The 20,438-nt window shown below is 40.0% G+C and carries 18 protein-coding genes; 14 read left to right on the top strand and 4 right to left on the bottom strand.

Annotated elements, in window-relative coordinates; all coding sequences use genetic code 11:
* The first annotated feature begins 15 nt into the window (after positions 1–15).
* From msbA to kdsB, 4 genes are read left to right on the top strand one after another with little or no spacing between them, the layout of a single operon-like run.
* Positions 16–1,773 (top strand): lipid A ABC transporter ATP-binding protein/permease MsbA, encoded by a 1,758-nt coding sequence (gene msbA / locus Q0V26_RS00930; RefSeq protein WP_297474919.1) that lies wholly within the window; start codon positions 16–18, stop codon positions 1,771–1,773.
* Positions 1,774–1,796: 23 nt separating this feature from the next.
* Positions 1,797–2,810, top strand: a complete 1,014-nt coding sequence (gene lpxK / locus Q0V26_RS00925) for a tetraacyldisaccharide 4'-kinase (protein ID WP_297475136.1) — start codon at positions 1,797–1,799, stop codon at positions 2,808–2,810.
* Entirely contained in the window at positions 2,791–2,970 is a 180-nt protein-coding gene (locus Q0V26_RS00920) for a Trm112 family protein (protein WP_045035565.1), read from the top strand. The genes lpxK and Q0V26_RS00920 overlap by 20 nt, the downstream gene beginning before the upstream one ends.
* Positions 2,970–3,716 carry a 3-deoxy-manno-octulosonate cytidylyltransferase gene (gene kdsB, locus Q0V26_RS00915; protein ID WP_297474913.1) on the top strand — a complete coding sequence of 249 codons (747 nt, stop codon included), beginning with the start codon at positions 2,970–2,972 and terminating at the stop codon, positions 3,714–3,716. The genes Q0V26_RS00920 and kdsB overlap by 1 nt, the downstream gene beginning before the upstream one ends.
* Positions 3,717–3,804: 88 nt before the next feature.
* Here kdsB and Q0V26_RS00910 read toward each other — a convergent pair whose 3' ends face one another.
* Together Q0V26_RS00910 and elyC are read right to left on the bottom strand one after the other, a co-directional pair.
* Positions 3,805–4,041 carry an RNA-binding protein gene (locus tag Q0V26_RS00910; protein WP_297474911.1) on the bottom strand — a complete coding sequence of 79 codons (237 nt, stop codon included), beginning with the start codon at positions 4,039–4,041 and terminating at the stop codon, positions 3,805–3,807.
* Positions 4,042–4,256: 215 nt separating this feature from the next.
* Positions 4,257–5,063, bottom strand: coding sequence for an envelope biogenesis factor ElyC (elyC, locus tag Q0V26_RS00905; RefSeq protein ID WP_297474909.1), 807 nt, complete (start codon positions 5,061–5,063; stop codon positions 4,257–4,259).
* A 119-nt stretch (positions 5,064–5,182) separates the two neighbouring features.
* Between elyC and cmoM the strand changes: the two genes are divergently transcribed.
* From cmoM to Q0V26_RS00860, 9 genes are all read left to right on the top strand, one after another.
* Positions 5,183–6,016 carry a tRNA uridine 5-oxyacetic acid(34) methyltransferase CmoM gene (gene cmoM / locus Q0V26_RS00900; protein WP_297474907.1) on the top strand — a complete coding sequence of 278 codons (834 nt, stop codon included), beginning with the start codon at positions 5,183–5,185 and terminating at the stop codon, positions 6,014–6,016.
* Entirely contained in the window at positions 6,013–7,335 is a 1,323-nt protein-coding gene (gene mukF / locus Q0V26_RS00895; RefSeq protein ID WP_297474905.1) for a chromosome partition protein MukF, read from the top strand. Before cmoM ends, mukF begins: the two co-directional genes overlap by 4 nt.
* A complete protein-coding gene (gene mukE / locus Q0V26_RS00890) occupies positions 7,316–8,062 on the top strand; it encodes a chromosome partition protein MukE (RefSeq protein ID WP_080156661.1) in 747 nt (248 codons plus the stop codon). The genes mukF and mukE overlap by 20 nt, the downstream gene beginning before the upstream one ends.
* Positions 8,062–12,525 carry a chromosome partition protein MukB gene (gene mukB / locus Q0V26_RS00885; RefSeq protein WP_297474902.1) on the top strand — a complete coding sequence of 1,488 codons (4,464 nt, stop codon included), beginning with the start codon at positions 8,062–8,064 and terminating at the stop codon, positions 12,523–12,525. Before mukE ends, mukB begins: the two co-directional genes overlap by 1 nt.
* A gap of 216 nt (positions 12,526–12,741) precedes the next feature.
* A complete protein-coding gene (locus Q0V26_RS00880; RefSeq protein WP_080156659.1) occupies positions 12,742–12,912 on the top strand; it encodes a periplasmic nitrate reductase, NapE protein in 171 nt (56 codons plus the stop codon).
* 40 nt (positions 12,913–12,952) lie between these two features.
* Positions 12,953–14,137, top strand: a complete 1,185-nt coding sequence (gene torC / locus Q0V26_RS00875) for a pentaheme c-type cytochrome TorC (RefSeq protein WP_297474900.1) — start codon at positions 12,953–12,955, stop codon at positions 14,135–14,137.
* A 32-nt stretch (positions 14,138–14,169) separates the two neighbouring features.
* Entirely contained in the window at positions 14,170–16,650 is a 2,481-nt protein-coding gene (torA, locus tag Q0V26_RS00870) for a trimethylamine-N-oxide reductase TorA (RefSeq protein ID WP_297474898.1), read from the top strand.
* Between the two features lie 101 nt (positions 16,651–16,751).
* Positions 16,752–17,207 carry a group II truncated hemoglobin gene (locus Q0V26_RS00865; protein WP_297474897.1) on the top strand — a complete coding sequence of 152 codons (456 nt, stop codon included), beginning with the start codon at positions 16,752–16,754 and terminating at the stop codon, positions 17,205–17,207.
* A gap of 116 nt (positions 17,208–17,323) precedes the next feature.
* Positions 17,324–18,103, top strand: a complete 780-nt coding sequence (locus tag Q0V26_RS00860; protein ID WP_080156655.1) for a TSUP family transporter — start codon at positions 17,324–17,326, stop codon at positions 18,101–18,103.
* Here Q0V26_RS00860 and Q0V26_RS00855 read toward each other — a convergent pair.
* A complete protein-coding gene (locus tag Q0V26_RS00855) occupies positions 18,054–18,899 on the bottom strand; it encodes a LysR family transcriptional regulator (protein ID WP_297474894.1) in 846 nt (281 codons plus the stop codon). The genes Q0V26_RS00860 and Q0V26_RS00855 overlap by 50 nt on opposite strands.
* A 297-nt stretch (positions 18,900–19,196) precedes the next feature.
* Here Q0V26_RS00855 and Q0V26_RS00850 point away from each other — a divergent pair, with 297 nt between their 5' ends.
* Positions 19,197–19,526 (top strand): hypothetical protein, encoded by a 330-nt coding sequence (locus Q0V26_RS00850; protein WP_297474892.1) that lies wholly within the window; start codon positions 19,197–19,199, stop codon positions 19,524–19,526.
* A gap of 50 nt (positions 19,527–19,576) precedes the next feature.
* Here Q0V26_RS00850 and Q0V26_RS00845 read toward each other — a convergent pair whose 3' ends face one another.
* Positions 19,577–20,083, bottom strand: coding sequence for a MarR family transcriptional regulator (locus Q0V26_RS00845; RefSeq protein WP_297474890.1), 507 nt, complete (start codon positions 20,081–20,083; stop codon positions 19,577–19,579).
* Positions 20,084–20,438 lie beyond the last annotated feature (355 nt).

The raw sequence follows: 20,438 nt of genomic DNA, 5'->3' as shown, positions 1-20,438 counted from the left end.
TCAAAATTGGCATTCATGACGCAATTAACAGAAAAATCAACCAAAGATACTTATAAAAGACTGTGGCCTTATATCAAGATCTATAAAGCTGGCATTATTGTCGCTGTTATTGCGCTGATCATTAATGCGGCTGGTGATACCTTGATGTTGTCGATGATTAAACCGTTACTTGATAAAAGTTTTGGCGGTTTTGATAGCATGGATTCAGGTTTTCTTGCCATGATGCCTATCTATCTTGTTGGCTTAATGATTATGCGTGGTGCGAGTGGCTTTGTATCAACCTACTGTTTATCGTGGGTATCAGGCAATGTCGTCATGAATCTTCGTCGGCAGTTATTTCAACATTTTATGAAAATGCCCGTTGCGTTTTTTGATAAAGAAGCCTCCGGCGCATTATTGTCACGTATTACGTATGATTCTGAACAGGTTGCTTCTGCGACCAGTAGTGCATTAGTAAGTATTGTTCGTGAAGGTGCATCGATTATTGGTCTAATGGTATTAATGTTTTGGAATAGCTGGCAGTTATCCGCTATTTTGATTGTTATTGCCCCTGTTGTTGCTATTAGCATTAGTATTGTTTCAAAACGATTCCGTAAGATTTCGCGTAACATGCAAGATGCGATGGGTTCAGTGACATCGTCAGCAGAACAAATGCTAAAAGGCCATAAAGTCGTATTAAGTTACGGTGGTCAAGACGTTGAGAAGCAGCGTTTTGATGAAGTAAGTAATTTAATGCGTCGCCAAACCATGAAATTAGTTTCTGCGCAGGCGATAGCGAACCCTATTATCCAACTTATTGCTTCTTCAGCACTTGTTGTTGTGTTAATTCTTGCCAATACACCATCATTACGTGATTCATTAACACCGGGTACCTTTGCTGTCGTATTTGGTGCAATGTTTGGTTTAATGCGCCCACTTAAATCTTTGACCAATGTTACATCTCAATTCCAACGTGGTATGGCGGCTTGTCATACACTGTTTGATTTGATGGATTTAGAAACTGAAAAAGATAATGGTAAGCATGAAGTTGAGCGTGTTAAAGGTGATGTATCAGTCAAAGATGTGACCTTTACTTACCCAACCAAAGATACACCAGCATTGCGTAATGTCAGCTTTGAACTTCCGGCGGGTAAAACTGTGGCGCTTGTGGGCCGTTCTGGTTCAGGTAAAAGTACCATTGCCAACTTACTTACACGTTTCTATGACATCGATTCTGGTGATTTACGCTTAGATAATGTTGAAATTCAAGATTATACCTTATCAAACCTACGTTCTCAGGTTGCCGTAGTCTCACAAAGTGTGCATTTATTTAATGACACGATTGCAAATAATATCGCTTATGCAAGTGGCGATATGTTTACTCGTGCTGATATTGAACGAGTAGCAGAGCTTGCTTATGCGATGGACTTTATTAAAGATATGGAGCACGGGTTAGATACCGTTATTGGTGAAAATGGTGTCAGCTTATCAGGTGGTCAACGCCAGCGTCTGGCTATCGCTCGTGCATTATTACGTAATGCGCCAGTGCTAGTACTTGATGAAGCGACATCAGCATTAGATACTGAATCTGAGCGTGCTATTCAACATGCATTAGATGAATTACAAAAAGATCGTACCGTACTTGTTATTGCTCACCGTTTATCAACTATTGAGAATGCCGATCAAATTTTGGTTGTCGATGAGGGTGAAATTATTGAACGTGGCACACATGGCGAATTAATTAGCCTAAATGGTGCCTATGCGCAACTTCATCGTATTCAATTTGGTGATTAATTGTGGCTGCTTTCATTGAAGCTATGTGGTACCAATCAGCATTAAAAGGTAAAACTCACATTGCTTATTATCTGTTGTGGCCATTATTGTGGCCACTCAGTCAATTGTTTGGTGTATTAAGCCGTCGAAAACGGAACCAATATACAACAGGCAAAAAAATGGCATATCGAGCGCCAGTACCGGTGGTTATTGTTGGTAATATCACTGCAGGTGGTAATGGCAAAACACCAGTAGTGGTGTGGTTAGTCGAACAGTTATTAGCACAAGGATTAAAACCTGGTGTTGTATCACGTGGTTATGGTGGCAAAGCACCGCATTATCCATATTTTGTTGAGAGTGATACTAGTACCGATATTGCTGGGGATGAGCCGATTTTAATTCGTCGTCGAACAGAAGTACCGGTTGCGGTTGCCCCCGTTCGAAGTGATGCGGTAAAGTTACTATTAGAGCATGATGTTGATGTTATTATTACCGATGATGGTTTACAACATTATGCTCTTGATCGTGATATTGAATTAGTTGTAATTGATGGTAAACGTCGGTTTGGTAATCAACACTTATTGCCATTAGGCCCATTACGAGAATCATGTCAGCGCCTTAATGAGGTTGATTTTCTGATTTGTAATGGTGGTGTTGCTGATACCAATGAAGCGACGATGTACTTAGCACCGTCAGAGCTGATTAATGTTAAAACGGGTGCTCGTTGTGCGGTTACCGCGTTAACATCTATTGTTGCTATGGCGGGGATTGGTCATCCACCACGATTTTTTGCGACATTGAATGCGTTAGGAGTAAAGCCTGTTGTATGCCAGCCTTTTGCTGATCATCAACCCTTTACTCATCAAACATTGTTAGGTTTAGCCCAACAAGGGCAACATTTAGTGATGACTGAAAAAGATGCGGTAAAATGTTACCCATTTGCAGAGGATAATTGGTGGTATCTGCCTGTTGATGCAGTTATTTCTGAGCCCCAAGCATCAGCCATTATTAAACAGATTATAGAGGTTAAGGAAAAGTATGGATCACCGTCTGCTTGAAATTGTTGCTTGCCCTGTATGTAAAGGCAAATTGAATTTCGATAAAGAAAAGAATGAATTAGTGTGTAAATTTGATCGTCTTGCTTATCCTATCGATGATGGTATTCCCGTGTTACTTGATTCAGAAGCGCGTACATTAAGTTCTGATGAGGTTAAGTAATGGCCTTTACTGTTATTATTCCTGCACGTTATCAGTCAACCCGTTTACCTGGTAAACCATTAGCTGATATTGCAGGTAAACCGATGGTGCAATGGGTTTACGAACAAGCGTGTAAATCTGGTGCTGATCAGGTTATTGTTGCGACTGATGATCAGCGTATTGTTGATGTGGTACAAGGTTTTGGTGGTGAGGTGTGTTTAACTCGTGCTGATCATCAATCTGGTACTGAACGTTTGGCTGAAGTGGTTGAGAAATATCAACTCGCTGATGATCATATCGTGGTTAATGTTCAAGGTGATGAGCCGCTTATCCCGGATACAATTATTCGTCAAGTTGCGGATAATATTGCGCATTTTAATGCGCCAATGGCGACATTAGCGGTAGAAATTGATCATCATGATGAAATTTTTAATCCTAATGCTGTAAAAGTAGTGACGGATAAAGACGGTTACGCATTGTATTTTAGCCGCGCAGCTATTCCTTGGGATCGTGATAATTTTGCGAAGCAACCGCGCATTGTTCATCATAACCTACTGCGCCATATTGGGATTTATGCTTACCGTGCTGGGTTTATTAATACTTATATTAATTGGCAGCCAAGTCCGCTAGAGCAAATCGAATCATTAGAGCAACTTCGTGTGCTTTGGTATGGTGAGAAAATCCATGTTGATGTTGCGATTGATGCACCACCGGCAGGGGTCGATACCTTAGAAGATTTGGAAAAAGTACGACAACTAGTTAGCTAGCAAAATTGTTTGTCTATATCCGTTATCTCAATAATAAAAAACCGAGTATTACTTACTCGGTTTTTTATGGGTAAATTAATTACTGTAATTATTCGGCAATTTTCACACGGATACGGCTTTTATCAACCATCATTTCATGAAGAGCTTTCATTGCGCGAGTTGCTTGCTCATCATCAGCCATTTCAACAAATGCAAATCCTTTTGATTTGCCTGTTTTGTCGTCTAATACAAGGTTACAAGCACTAATTTTACCAAATTCTTCAAACATTTTATGAATTTGAATTTCAGTAGTGCTGCGAGAAAGGTTACGGATTAAAAGTTTCATGAATTAAATTCTTTCTTAAGTAGTAAGTTACTATTTTATCATGAAATACAGTAAAGCATGCTGAGATTAAAGTGAAATAATACGATAAAAAGAAATTTTAAAACTGTATGATCTTAATAGTTATACAAATTGCAGTAGACATTTTTAAAAAAAACAGTACGAACAATGTCGTGATAGTCCTTTAAATAATCAATTAAAACATAGTGTTGGGGAACTTATAATGTCTCAGGTTTTACTTTTTCTGCTTGTTGATGTTCAATTTTCGGGTTTAATAGCTTGCTAGTAATACGCTGCCATAATTGCCCTAAACGCTCATGTTCAACAATTTCCATTTGAGTAAGGAACCTTGAATCAGGAACAAAATCACGCATTTGATTACTGGCCCTAAAGTTGGTTGGTGCAGCAATAGGGTGTAATCCAGCTTGATGGAAATAGTAAAGCGCGCGTGACATTTGGCTGGCTGATGTGACTAAAATCATATTTTTATCTTTAACGACATCTGCAGCTTGAAATGCTTCTTCTTTGGTATCTCTCGTTGATTCAAATAACAGAATATCCCGTTTATTGACCCCTAATGCGATAGCTAAATGTGCCATTAACCGAGCGTGGCTAATCCCTTGAGAAACAAGACCACCATAGCCTGATAAAATGAGTTTTGCATCAGGATACATACGAAAAATACGAATGCCTTCAACTAAGCGTGTAATCGCAGTTGGTGATAATTCGGAGGTGATAGGAAAGGTTTTATCGATAACTTGGCTACTGCCTAAGACCATGACATAACTAATTGGCTTAGTGGTACTCACAAAGGCTGCGTTTTCTTGCTCTAATGGGCGTAGTAATGCTGTAGTGAGGGGGTGGAATGAACATAAAAAAATACCAATTAAAGAGATACTCATCAAGATAGAGGCTAATTTTTTTCGACGTGTAAACCACAATACGCATAAACCTATAACGCCTACTAATAATAGAAACGGTAGTGGCATCAGTAGCGAAGATATGATTTTTTTAAGTATAAACATAATATGTCGTCCGAAATTTCAGCAGTTGAGCTCTAAAATCGATCACAAGCCTTTATTCCTTTACCGCTTGTGAGAAAATAAGCCATATTCTAGCATCGCTATCATAACGTAAATAAGCCATGAAAAAAGACCGAAATTTTGATGATTTAGCGAAAAAATTCGCTGATAATATTTATGGCACAGCGAAAGGTCAAATACGACAAGTTGTTGTTTGGCAAGATATTGAATATATATTGCAGAAATTGAATTCTGTTTCGCCATTACAAGTATTAGATGCGGGTGGTGGTATTGGGCAAATATCTCAAAAAATAGCAGCACTTGGACATCAGGTGACGTTATGTGATCTTTCTAGCGAAATGCTGACATTAGCAGCACAAGAAATTGCTAAAAATGGCTTAATTGAGCAATATCGACTAGTGCATTCACCAATTCAAGAAATTAGTGAGCATATAGAAGCACCCGTTGATTTAATTCTCTTTCATGCGGTTATGGAATGGTTGTCTGATCCGATTACAACATTAATGGGTCTATTAAATAGCGTAAAACCCGGTGGTATTATCTCGGTTATGTTTTATAACTATAACGGATTGTTATTTAAGAATCTTATTTGTGGTAATTTAACCCATATAGAACAAGGTATGCCACACCGTAAACGATTTAAATTACAACCTCAGCAAGGAATAAAGCCTGATGAAGTATATCAGTGTTTAACTACGGCTGGGTTTGACATAATGGGTAAGACCGGCGTACGCACATTCCATGATTACATGCAGCATGATCGAATGGGTGATTACAGTTTCGAACAAGTTCTTGATATGGAGCAAAAGCTTTGTCGTCAGGAACCTTTTTTGTCATTAGGCCGTTATATTCATGTGTATGCGCGTAAGCCTCTCACTGATGTAACGTCAACAGTGGTGACAAATTTAAATAATAGCAATAAGGACAAGGGATGAGTGAAGTTACCCAGACTGTTCCTGAGTTAGTAAATTGGGTCAAAAATAATGAATTTGCGCTCAATTTGCCAACAGAACGGCTGGCGTTCTTGTTAGCGATTGCTGTATTAAGCGGTGATCGCTTTGATGAAGAATTAGGGGAAGGTGAGTTGGTTGATGCATTTCGCATTGTGAGCGACATGTTCGGCCAAACCAAGGAAACCCTGGCATTTCGCGCCAATAACGCCATAAATGAATTGGTAAGACAGCGGTTAATATCACGCTTTACCAGTGAGGTGACTGACGGCGCTAGCATTTATCGATTAAGTCCGTTAGCGCTTGGCATTACTGATTATTATGTGCACCAACGTGAGTTCTCAACATTAAAACTATCTATTCAATTAGCAATGGTAGCTGATGAGATCAATAAAGCGGCAACAGCAGCACAAGAAGACGGCGATGAAAAACATTGGCGTCAAAATGTGCATGCGGTTTTAAAATATTCTGTTGCTGAAATTTTTGATCGTATCGATTTAAACCAACGCGCAATGGATGAGCAACAGCAACAAGTTAAGCTCGATATTGCTGAGTTATTAAATCAAGATTGGCAAGCCGCCATCAGCAGTTGTGAAGTCTTACTTGATGAAACATCATCGACACTGCGTGAATTACAAGATACGTTGCAAGCTGCAGGTGATCAGCTTCAAAGTCAGTTACTTGCTATTCAAGAAGAGATTCAAGGACGTGCTGATCTCGATTTTGTTGATGGTATGATTTATATCCTGCAAATGAAATTAGATCGTATCATTAGTTGGGGACAACAAACGATTGATTTATGGATTGGCTATGATCGCCATGTACATAAATTTATTCGTACCGCAATTGATATGGATAAAAACCGCGCCTTTAGCCAACGACTACGCCAATCGGTTACCGATTACTTTGATGCGCCATGGTTACTGACATTTGCAGATGCAGAACGCTTACTTGATATGCGTGATGAACCCTTAATATTACGTGATGATGAAGTAACAGGTATTGTTCCTGGTGAAATGGAATTTGAAGAACTTGATTTGGTTAACGATCAATTGGCTGAGAAAGTCGGTTTGATGTTAAAAGCACATAAAGCAACAGGTGCACCAATCAATTTGAGTGTTTTACTTAAAGATTATTTGGCACAACATCCGTATGCACAACATTTTGATTTAGCGCGGATTGTAATTGATCAGGCCGTGAGGATGGGGTATTCCGAAGCTGATTTCAATGCCATTCAGCCTGATTGGAAAGCAATTAACGAATACGGAGCCAAGGTACAAGCCCATGTCATTGACAAATATTGAAGAATTTATGCCGGAGAAGTTGGCAAAAGCCATTGCTAACCCACTTTTCCCTACGTTAGATAACGCTCTGCGTTCTGGTCGCCATGTTTCAAGTGAAGATTTAGATAGTCACGCTTATTTAATTGAGTTTGAGAAAGAGTTAGCGATGTTTTACCGTCGTTATAATGCTGAATTAGTACGTGCACCTGAAGGTTTTTTATACTTACGTCCACGTTCAACCTCATTAATTGGTCGTTCAGTATTATCTGAAATCGATATGCTGGTGGGTAAAGTATTGTGTTTTCTGTATCTTAGCCCAGAGCGTCTAGCTCACGAAGGTATCTTTACGAACCAAGAATTATTTGATGAGTTGCTAGTATTAGCGGATGAACAAAAGCTAATGAAACTTGTCACTAACCGCGCTTCAGGCTCAGATCTTGATCGTGAAAAGCTGTTTGATAAAGTAAAAACAGCGTTACGTCGTTTACGTCGTTTAGGAATGCTTATTCCTATTGGTGAAAATGGCAAGTTTCGTATTAGTGAATCTGTTTTCCGCTTTGGTGCTGATGTACGTACCGGTGATGATGTTCGTGAAGCACAATTACGATTAATTCGTGACGGTGAAGCCGTGGTTCACCAGCAAGCGTCAAGTCAATCAAGTCTGCTTGATGATATTGACACTAATAATCAAGAAATGCTTGAAATGCAACAAGATGTAGAGCAAGCGGGACAGGAGAGTAGTATTTAATGGAACGCGGTAAGTATCAATCGCTCACCATGATCAACTGGAACGGCTTTTTTGCGCGTACCTTTGATATTGATAATTTGGTGACAACGCTTTCTGGCGGTAACGGTGCGGGTAAATCTACCACAATGGCAGCATTTATCACGACATTGATTCCAGACCAAAGTCTCCTTCACTTTCGTAATACCACTGAAGCTGGTAGCTCAAATGCATCTCGTGATAAAGGCCTTCACGGTAAATTAAAACCCGGAGCCTGTTATGCTGCATTGGATGTGGTTAACTCAAAGCAGCAGCGTATTATTTTTGCGGTTAAATTACAGCAAGTGGCGGGTCGTGATAAAAAAGTGGATATTAAGCCATTCTTAATTCAAGGCTTACCATCGCATATCAAACCGACTGAAATATTAGTTGAAACGATTTCTGAAAACCAAGCCCGTGTTCGTCAGCTTAACGATGTCAAAGATCTTGTTAGCCAGTACGAAGGGGTGCAGTTTAAAACATTTAACTCGGTAACGGATTACCATGTACAAATGTTTGAAATGGGCGTGTTACCGAAAAAATTACGTAATAGCCAAGATCGTTCAAAATTCTATCGTTTAATTGAAGCCTCTCTATATGGTGGTATTTCAAGTGCGATTACCCGTTCATTGCGTGATTATTTATTACCGCATAACTCTGGGGTGAAAAAAGCTTTCCAAGATATGGAAGCCGCATTACGTGAAAACCGTATGACGTTAGAAGCGATTAAATTAACCCAAAGTGATCGTGACTTATTTAAGCATTTGATTTCAGAAGCAACTAATTATGTTGCAGCTGACTATATGCGCCATGCTAATGAGCGTCAGCAAAAATTAGAACAAACACTGCGTTTACGTGGTGAGCTAATGGGATCACGCCAAACGCTGATTGATCAGCAGTCATCGTTAAATAACATGAATGCCGAATTAGCTGAGTTAACGGATCAAGAAAGTGCATTAGAGCAAGATCACCAGTCGGCGTCTGATCACTTACAGTTAGTTCAAGCAGCGGTTCGTCAAGCTGAGAAAATTGAGCGTTACAAAGAAGATCTTGAAGAACTCACAGAGCGTCTTGAAGAACAAGTGATGGTGGTTGAAGAGGCGGCAGAGCAATTAGCAATAGCCGAAGAACAATCACAGCTAACGGAAGAAGAAGTTGATAGCTTAAAAACCCAGTTAGCAGACTACCAGCAAGCATTAGATATGCAGCAGACACGTGCGCTGCAATATCAACAAGCATTACAAGCATTAGAAAAGGCGCGCCAGTTATCTGGTGATCCACAAATGCTAGCTGATCAAGCGCCACCGTATTTATCGCAGCTTAAACTGCAACAGGAACAACAAACAACGGCTTTATTGGCATTAAAACATAAGCTTGATATGTCATCGGCTGCGGCACAGCAGTTTGAAAAAGGCTTAGCGATTGTGACGACAATTGCGGGTGTGGTTGATCGTACTAATGCGAGTGATAAGGCTCGTGAGCTAATAGAGCATGGACGTCAACTTCGTTCTGTTTCTGAGCGTGGCGATCAACTGAAAGCGCAATATCGTGATTTAGAACGCAGCGTTCGTAGCCAACGTCAAGCTATTGAGTTAGCTGGCGCGTATGCGAAAAAGTTTGCGACCACTATTGATGGTGAATTGGCATTAGCGGAAGAACAAGCACGCCATGAAGCAACTTTAGAAAGCTTAGAGCAAGATCAAGCAAGCTTAGTCGAACAGCGTAATGACATGCGTCATAACGAACAAAGTCTAGCTGTTCGTATTACTGCACTTGAAACTTCAGCTCCTGCGTGGATTGCTGCGTCAGATGCATTAGAGACACTTTCTGATCAAGCTAACGTTGAGTTAACTAGCAGTCAAGCTGTCATGGATGCGATGCAAGCAACACTTGATAATGAACGTCAAGTATCAGCACTGCGTGATAAATTCGCACAACAGAAGCAAACTTTAGAGCATGATATTGAACACTTGGCACAACCAGGTGGTAGTGACAATTTAGGTCTGCGTGCGTTAGCTGAGACGCTTGGCGGTACGATGTTATCTGAAATTTATGATGATATTACACTTGCTGATGCGCCTTATTTCAGCGCAATGTATGGCCCATCGCGTCACGCTATTATTGTGCCTGATTTAAGCGGTATTAAAGAAAAGCTGATTGCACTGGATGATTGTCCTGATGATCTTTATATCATTGAAGGTGATGCAGACTCATTTGATGACAGTGGCTTTGATGTTGATGAACTTGAGAATGCAGTATGTGTGCATCTCAATGATCGTCAATTGCGTTACTCGCGCTTCCCTAAAGTACCACTGTTTGGTCGAGCAGCACGTGAACAGCGGTTAGAGTTTTTACGTGATGAACGTGATCAAGTGGTAGAAGATCACGCAAAAGCGGCATTTGATTCGCAAAAGCTGCAACGTTTATACCAAAGTTTTAATAGTTTTGTGGCAACCCATATGGCGATTGCATTTAATGCCGATCCTGAGGTTGAACTAAAACAAGCACGTGATCAGCGTAATCAGATCATGCGTCAGTTAGCAGAGTCACAAGCACAAGAGCAACAACAACGTAGCCAACTGGCTGCAGCACGTGAAGGCTTAACCTTATTGGGTAAATTAAACCCAATTGTGACATTGCTTGAAGATGAAACGCTAACTGAACGTTTTGCTGAAGTTGAACAGCAACTTTCGCAGATGGATGAAGCACGTAATTATCTGGATCGTTACGGTAAAGCATTAACTGAACTTGAAGGGCTAGTATCAGCACTTGATGCCGATCCTGAGCAGTTTGATACATTACAAGCTAATTACGAAGCGGCCGATCAAAAACTGCAACAACTGAAAACATTAATCTTTGCGGTTGCAGATTTAGCTGAGCGTCGTCATCACTTTAGTTATGCCGATTCTGTTGAGTTATTGAGTAAGAGTTCAGAACTGAATGAGCAGCTAAAATTAAAATTAGCAACAGCAGAGCAACAGCGCAATACAGCTCGTGCAAGCTTGAAGCAATCACGTGCGCAAACGAATCAATATAACCAGCTATTAGCATCACTGAAAAGTTCGCATCAAGCTAAGAATGAAACCGTGCTTGAGTTTGAACGTGAACTGCAAGAGCTAGGTGTGCGTGCAGATGTTGAAGCTGAAGAACGTGCATTAGTACGTCGAAATGAGCTGAATGAACGTTTACACAGTTCACGTAATCGCCGTAGTACATTAGAAAAATCAACCACGTCAATTGAGCTTGAAATGAAAGGCTTGATGAAGCGTTTACGTAAAGTGGGTAAAGATTACCAAGACTTCCGTAAACTGGTTGTTAATGCTAAAGCGGGTTGGTGTGCGGTATTACGTCTTGCTCGTGAAAGTGATGTTGAACGTCGTTTACATCGCCGTGAAATGGCATACATGTCGGCTGATGAACTACGTTCATTATCAGATAAAGCGCTAGGCGCGTTGCGTCTGGCGGTAGCTGATAACGAAAATTTACGTGATGCATTACGTGCTTCAGAAGATGTGGCGCGTCCTGAGCGTAAAGTGTTGTTCTATATTGCTGTGTATCAGCATCTACGTGAGCGTATTCGTCACGATATTATTCGCACTGATGATCCGGTTGAAGCTATCGAAGAAATGGAAGCTGAGCTTGGTCGTTTAACAGAAGAACTGACCGCGCGTGAACAACGTTTAGCCATTAGTTCTGATTCGGTAGCGAATATTATTCGCAAAACAATTCAACGTGAGCAGAACCGTATTCGTATGCTTAACCAAGGTCTACAAAGTGTAGGTTTCGGTCAGGTACGTGGCGTGCGTCTTAATGTTAAAGTGCGAGACACACATGAATCGTTACTGCTTGGATTACTTGATCAAAAAGATCAACATAACGATCTGTTTGGTAATAATCGTTTAACGTTCTCAGAAGCGATTGCGAAACTGTTCCAGCGCTTAAATCCACATATTGATATGGGTCAGCGTTCACCGCAAATTCTAGGTGAAGAGTTACTGGATTACCGTAACTACCTTGAGCTGAATATTGAAGTTAACCGTGGTACTGATGGTTGGCTACAAGCAGAATCAGGAGCGTTATCGACGGGTGAAGCGATTGGTACAGGTCAAGCCATTCTATTGATGGTTATACAAAGCTGGGAAGAAGAATCTCGCCGTTTACGCGGTAAAGATATTATTCCTTGCCGTTTATTGTTCCTCGATGAAGCCGCGCGTTTAGATGGTAAGTCTATTGCGACCTTATTTGAGTTATGTGAACGTCTAGATATGCAATTATTGATTGCGGCCCCTGAAAATATCAGTCCTGAAAAGGGCACGACCTATAAATTGGTACGTAAAATATTTAAAGACCGTGAGCATGTGCATGTGGTGGGTTTACGTGGTTTTGGTAATAAACCCAAGGTTGCTGAAATGCCAGTACAAACATTATTGGATATTGAACCTGTGTAAACACACTTATACCAATAGAATCTAGTGAGTTGTTATAAAAAGCCAGCAGTGATGCTGGCTTTTTTTATGGCTGTTATTTAAGTGAGTAAGTCCAAATTGGCGGAACTTATTTATAGTTTGATCGTGAAGGTTAATTATCATTGACTATAATTTCATCAACCCATTGTTATTCGTGAATGGTATATCGCTATTGTAATGATTATTTAGAGGTCGATTATGGCTAGTACTGAGATTACCGAGCAAGAACGAGGTCGCTATGAATGGTGGGCCTTTTTATTCATTATTATTCTGTTATTTCCGTTGTTATCCATAGCATTAGTCAGTGGTTATGGTTTTACGATATGGGCGTTACAAGTGTTTGTTTTTGGTCCTCCAGGGCATGGGTAGGTTGTAATGTTTCGATGAAATAAACAACGGAGGGAGAACGATGGTGACGTTTATAAAAAAATTATGGTTAACCTTTTGGCGTCCTGCTGCGAAGATAAGTCTTGGTGTACTGACCCTTGGTGGGTTTGTTGCTGGTGTTATCTTTTGGGGTGGGTTTAATACTGCGTTAGAAGTGACTAATACTGAAAAATTTTGTATTAGTTGTCACTCAATGCGCGATACCGTTTATCCAGAATTACAAGGCACCATTCACTGGGAGAATAGTGCAGGAGTGAGGGCAACGTGTCCTGATTGCCATGTTCCCCATAATTGGACCGATAAAATAGCCCGTAAAATGCAGGCCAGTAAAGAAGTGTTTGGTGCAATTGTCGGCACTATTGATACCCCTGAAAAATTTGAAGCGAAGCGGTTGGAGTTGGCTCAGCATGAGTGGAAGCGATTTGCGGCGAATAAATCTTTAGAATGTAAAATCTGCCACAGTTACGACAGTATGAAATGGGATGAAATGTCGCCACGGGCACAAGTACAGATGAAGCAAGCGGCTGCAAAAGATCAAAGTTGTATTGATTGTCATAAAGGGATTGCCCACCATTTACCGTCAAATATGGATTCATCAGGCGGTATGATTTCTGAATTAGCGGCTGTAGCACAAAATACAGATTATGAGAACGGTAATACTTATTACAGCATGCAGTTTATCCCTATGTTTGAAGATGAGGCAAAAACCAAAGATGGCGGATCATTAGAGCCAGCATCGGGTGTCAAAATTGTCGCTGTTAAAGATGATATGCTACAAATTGAGATCAGCGGTTGGCGTAAGGAAAAAGGCTTTGGTCGCGTTATTAATCAGGATTTTGGGATGAATATTCCTACCGCAGCATTAAGCAAAACAGCAGCTCAAAATAAAGACATTGTTAAAGGGACGACCGAAAAAGAAGATGATGTTACCGGGCTTAAATGGCAACAAGTCACAGCGACGCTATGGGTAGAAAAAGCGAAGTTTGTGAGTAATGTTAATGATATTTGGTCCGTTGCCCAATCAGCTTATAAAACTAATTGTAGTGTCTGTCATACTCAACCTGCCGAAAATCATTTTGATGCCAATACGTGGCCGGGAATGTTTAATGGCATGTTAGCGTTTGTGAATTTTGATACCGACAGTGAAGCCATTGTTTTGAAATATTTACAAAATCATTCATCAGATTTTGCAAAAGACAAACATTGATAGCGTATCCCGTTTAAAAAGAGGAAAGATCTATGTCTTTGAGTCGGCGTAAATTTTTACAAGGGTTAGCGACAACCAGTGCCGCTTCTGTGATTGGTCCGGGGTTATTGTTACAAGTCGCACACGCGAGTGATACTAATACGCCAGTAGCCGATGCGCCGGGCATTTGGAAAGTATCGGGCTCTCATTGGGGGGCATTTCGAGCGCGAATATATAATGGCCAAGTCGCTGAAATAAAACCGTTAGAATTTGATAAAAATCCTACCGATATGTTAAACGGGATCAAAGGCTTAATTTATAGTCCTTCACGGGTGCGCTATCCGATGGTGCGCTTAGATTGGCTCAAGAAAAATAAATATAGCGGTGAAACTCGTGGTAATAATCGCTTTGTGCGGGTGACATGGGATGAAGCATTAGATTTATTTTATCAAGAGTTACAACGGGTGCAGAAAGATTACGGTCCGTGGGCATTGCATGCAGGTCAAACAGGATGGCGAGAAACAGGACAGTTCCAAAGTTGTACGTCGCACATGCAACGAGCTGTGGGTATGCATGGTAACTTTATTAAGAAAGTCGGTGATTACTCAACCGGTGCAGGCCAAACCATTTTACCTTACGTATTAGGCTCAACAGAGGTTTATGCCCAAGCAACCACATGGTCAACCATACTTAAAGATTGTAAGACATTGATATGGTGGTCAAATGATCCGATTAAAAATAGCCAAGTAGGATGGCAATGCGAAACCCACGGTTCTTATGCTTACTATGAGCAATTAAAACAGAAAGTGGCTGATGGTAAGATCCGCATGATCTCGGTCGATCCTGTGGTATCAAAATCGCAACAATATTTTAATTGTGAACATCAATATGTCAATCCTCAAACTGATGTGCCTTTCATGCTTGCCATTGCGTACACATTGTATAAAGAAGATTTGTACGATAAGCAATTTCTAGAAATGTATACACTGGGGTTTAATGAGTTCTTACCTTATTTATTAGGCACAGGTAAAGACAAAATAGCTAAAACGCCAGAGTGGGCTGAACCTATTTGTGGCGTTAAAGCTGATGCGATTCGAGAATTTGCGCGTAATTTAGTGAAAGATCGTACTATGTTGATGTTTGGTTGGGCAGTGCAACGTCAACAGCATGGTGAACAACCGTATTGGATGGGGGCGGTGTTAGCCTCCATGCTAGGCCAAATTGGTTTGCCTGGAGGTGGTGTGTCTTACTCGCATTTTTATAGTGGGGTTGGATTACCTTTTAGTACTGCGGCCGGGCCGGGTGGCTTTCCGCGTAATGTTGATGAAGGTCAGCAGCCTATTTGGAATAATACTGATTTTAAAGGTTATAGCTCAACCATTCCCGTTGCTCGATGGATTGATGCCATTATGGAACCGGGTAAGAAAATTCAATATAACGGCAGTGATGTCGTATTACCTGATATTAAAATGATGGTGTTTAGCGGCTGTAATCCATGGAATCACCATCAGCAACGTAATCGTATGAAAGAGGCATTTAGAAAGCTGCAAACGGTGGTGAATATTGATTATACATGGACCCCAACGTGCCGTTTTTCTGATATTGTTTTACCGGCTTGTACACAATTTGAACGTAGTGATCTTGACCAATATGGTACTTACTCAACCAGTGGTATTCTAGCGATGCACAAATTGGTTGATCCATTATATCAATCAAAAACCGACTTTCAGATATTCACTGAATTAACAGAACGCTTTGGGAAAAGTAAGCAATATACTCGTGGTATGACTGAAATGCAGTGGATAGAACAACTGTATAATGATTGCCGCAAAGCAAATAAAGATAAACATGAAATGCCAGAGTTTAGCCAGTTTTGGCAGCAAGGGTTAGTGGAATTTCCAACCGATCAAACTTATGTTAGTCATGCTGCTTTCAGAGAAGATCCTGAGATTAATAGTTTAGGTACACCTTCTGGCTTTATTGAAATTTATAGCCGTAAAATCGCGCGTTATAACTATGAGCATTGCCAAGGCCATCCAATGTGGTTTGAAAAAGAAGAACGTTCACACGGTGGGCCAAAATCAAATAAATTCCCATTTTGGCTCCAATCATGCCATCCCAATAAACGCTTACATTCACAAATGTGTGATTCTGAAGACTTCCGTAATACCTATGCAGTAAAAGGGCATGAACCCGTTTATATCAACCCTGATGATGCGAAGAAAAAAGGCATTAAAGATGGCGATATTGTGAGAGTGTTTAATGATCGTGGGCAGTTATTAGCCGGCGCTGTACTTTCAAGCCATTATCCAACAGGGGTGATTCGTATTGAAGAAGGTGCATGGTTCGGGCCACTCAATAATGATATTGGCGCTATAGATACTTATGGTGATCCCAACACGTTAACTATTGACATACCAACCTCAGAGCTTGCTCAAGCAACCAGTGCTAATACGGTGGTGGTTAATTTTGAAAAGTTCACGGGAAAAGTTCCTCCTGTTACCTCTTTTAGTGGACCTTTGTATGTGAGTTAATTAAATATGTGATCAACAATAAATAATAAAGAGTGGCTATGGCTGCTCTTTATTTATTTCTTATACTATATAAAAAAAGATTTTAATAAAGTGATAATGAAATGGTTGATAAAGTTGAGTTCCCCGAAGGTGATGACTTTTCAGGTGTAAAAAAGCGTAATGTCCCCAAGTTTGAGCAAGGAGAGGATATTTTACAGGCGGCAGGTGGTGAGATCGGTGTACAACAGCTTGTCACTGATTTTTATTACTATATCGATAGCTTACCTGAAGCGGCAACGATACGTGCTATGCACAGTGAAGATTTGACCGAAGCTCAGCAAAAATTGACAACATTTTTGATTGGTTGGATGGGAGGAGAAGATAATTATATCGAGCGCTATGGACGCATGAACCTTGCTAGTGCTCATCGGCATCATCATATTGGCTTAGCTGAAAAACAAGCATGGCTTATGTGTATGCAAAAAGCCGTTGATGACCAACCGTATGATGAGTTATTTAAGCGTTTTATTATGGTGCAATTGTCTTTTCCTGCTGAGATCTGCCGTAATCAAAATTAGGCCTTATAAACCCATTCCAAACCGGAATGGGTTGCTATCCTAGCTTTCACTGTTCGATATACTTAATCATCGTTATTATTCTGCTATTAGTATGTTGATTAATAAAGTGATCGTAAATGGAATTAGGTATAGATGTATTAGTTATTTTATTTTGTGTGGCGTTAGCGGCCGGATTTATTGATGCAATCGCTGGTGGCGGAGGAATGCTCACAGTGCCAGCGCTCTTGTCTGTTGGGATCCCACCGGCTCAAGCATTGGCAACCAATAAATTACAAAGCTCATTTGGTAGTTTTTCAGCATCTTGGTATTTTGTCCGTAATGGGTTAGTTAATCTTAAACAAATGCGATTGGCTATAGGTTGCACGTTTGCAGGTTCAGCGGCGGGTGCAGTGTTAGTGCAGTATATTGATGCGAGCATACTGACAAGCCTTATTCCTATTTTATTAGTTTGCATTTCACTGTATTTTTTATTTTCTCCTAATATTGGTACCGGAGGAGGCACACCTAGATTATCAGAAGCGGCTTTTGCATTTTCAGTAGGCACAAGTATCGGTTTTTATGATGGTTTTTTTGGCCCAGGTACAGGTTCATTTTTTACGATTTGTTTTGTTGTTATTGCTCAATTAGGGCTAGTAGAAGCGACCGCTCGCACTAAAGTTTTAAATTTCACCTCTAATATTGCAGCGCTAATATTGTTTATTTTGGCTGGATTACCTGTTTGGAAGGTGGGGCTAATAATGGCTGTGGGTGGTTTTATGGGCGCGCGATTAGGCGCACATGTTGTTATTAGTAAAGGCCAGCGTTTTATTCGACCAATGGTTGTTATTATGTCGATGGGAATGGCAATTAAGTTGTTGTGGCAACAGCACCCGCAATGGTTTCAATTAGTTTTTTAACACGCTGTAATTTATAACTATTTTGGCGGTATATTAGATGGATTGGGCGAGTTAGTTCTGCTAATTCTTCAAATTCAAAACAGAATTTAGCGTGAATGTTTAAAGTTTTGACTATTGAATTAGGCACTAGAGCAGGTAGCATACCTGCAAGTGCCAATTGTGCTGCAGCTGTGTAAGAGTCCATTTCCATTATTGGCGTGATCCCTTGCTTTTGCAGTATTGCAGCCTGAGAGATATTGGATGGGTTTTTTAAATCATTAGTAACAATAGCTGTCGGCAGTGTAAGTAGTGGTTGATTAAAAACTACCTTAAAAGGCTCATCCATCAAATGTTCTGCAATAAAGCGCGAGTTAGCCGGTAAGTGCCCCGCACAAAAGCCAATCGATGCCTTACCTGATTGAATGTTTTCAACAATGACTGGTGTATGATGCGTTGTAATCGCAATGTATTTATCATGTTGAAAATACTGCCCGAGTGCATGTGATAAATACCCTGCCACTAAGGTTTCAGAGCAATCAATCGTAATAATACTTTGATCGTCTATATTTTGATGTTCAAAAATCAGCCCTCGAATTTCATTAAAACTAGGCCCAACGTTTTTAATTAAAGCATGCGCATCGGGGGTTAGTTTTATTAACCTTCCAGCTGGAATAATCAGTTTGGTCCCTAATGTCGCTTCTAATTTAGCAATCCGTTTGCTAACGGCTGATTGGCTAATATACAGCCGGCTACCAGTACGACTCATGGTGCCTTCTTCAGCGAGTACTAATAACGTTTCAATACCTTCAAGTAACATTGGTTGATTCCATTGATGAAAGAGAGGAATCAATAATACGGGATGATAGCGACTGAGGCTAGGTGAGTAAAAGAAGAGTGTGTTATGAAACGTATAATGTTTTAAAGATGTAAGTTGAGTGTATAGAGATGATGTTATTGCTGTTTGGTTTATCAGTAATAATAATAGGGGTTAACAAGTAAAATATTGCCTAACTCTATGTAATATTTATTATTTGATCGTGTTAACAAACTGTTTATTAAAACTGCATTATTATAAATTAATATTTATTTTTCATTGATAAATAAGGATATTACAATGATAAAATCCCCACCATCGTTACTTAATTCGATTTGTACTTTAGATTTGCTAAGTCAGCAATTAAGTATTTTGAGTCATGCTCAGAACACTGATTCAAACGCACAAGTGATTACTCAATTAGCTTTATCTGAACAGGAACAAATACTGCTCATTCGTATGAAAGTTGAGGCAATAAAACAGGCTTTGGATTGTGCTTTATCAGCGGTTGAGTTGCATGATGAAACAGCAATTAAACAAGCATTATTATTAGCAATGTATGAGTTAACTCAACAACAAGTGCCATCAACGTTGATGAAGTATCAGGTTGATCCTGTATTAGCGGGATAACTTTTATTCAGTAAAATAAAACCGACAACAATGTCGGTTTTTAATTGCTGTTATTCGTCGTCAGAGCTATCTACATGCAATTTTTCTTGCTTTGTAATACTACCAACTTCTAATAATGGTGCTGCATCGAGATGCTCTGCATTCATCATGGTTGAAATACGTTGCACGGAAGAAAGTAGTAGTGATTGTTCCCAATCTTCTAACTCTTGATATTGAGAGATAAAACTGTCTTGTAGTGGCATTGGAGCTTTATCAAGTAAGACAAGACCAGCTTCTGTAAGGTGAGCATGTACCTTGCGTTTATCAAGCACACTACGTTTACGTACAACTAAGTTACGTTTTTCTAAACGGTCAAGAATGGTAGTGGCAGTTGCTTGGCTCATATTGGTGTTATTAGATAGTTGACGAATAGTAATCTCTCCCGATCCACGAATTGCACGCATCAATACTAATTGTGGGCCAGTCAGTCCGGCATTCTTATTCAACTTTCTAGAATGTAGGTCAATTGCTCGAATAATTTGTCGCAGAGCAATCAATACTTCTTCGTGCTTATCCATCTAACTCTCCAATTAAATCTGTATGTAATAACGCTATAAAATTATTCTAATGTAGAAGGTACTTTCATGCTGAGAGTATACAAGAATTATAATGTTTTCATTGGTCTTTATCTGTATCTAGTTAATTTATTTATAGATAAAAGGAATTATGTGTCATTGATTTTACATTCAAGTGTTTCAAGATTGTAAATTCCAGTTGTTTATAAAAATGAGAACTATTACCACCATTGTGTCGAGTGAGACATTGTATGTAATATGAGACAGCGCTACGAGGTTAATGGACAAGGATATTGTGATTGTATTGATGTTGTGCATAACACGCACTTTTAGGCATCAAAATTAATCTTCAATGAAA

Origin of the sequence: uncultured Photobacterium sp. (genome assembly GCF_947039875.1) — a bacterium.
GTDB lineage: Bacteria > Pseudomonadota > Gammaproteobacteria > Enterobacterales > Vibrionaceae > Photobacterium.
This window is presented reverse-complemented; position numbering and strand designations above follow the sequence as displayed.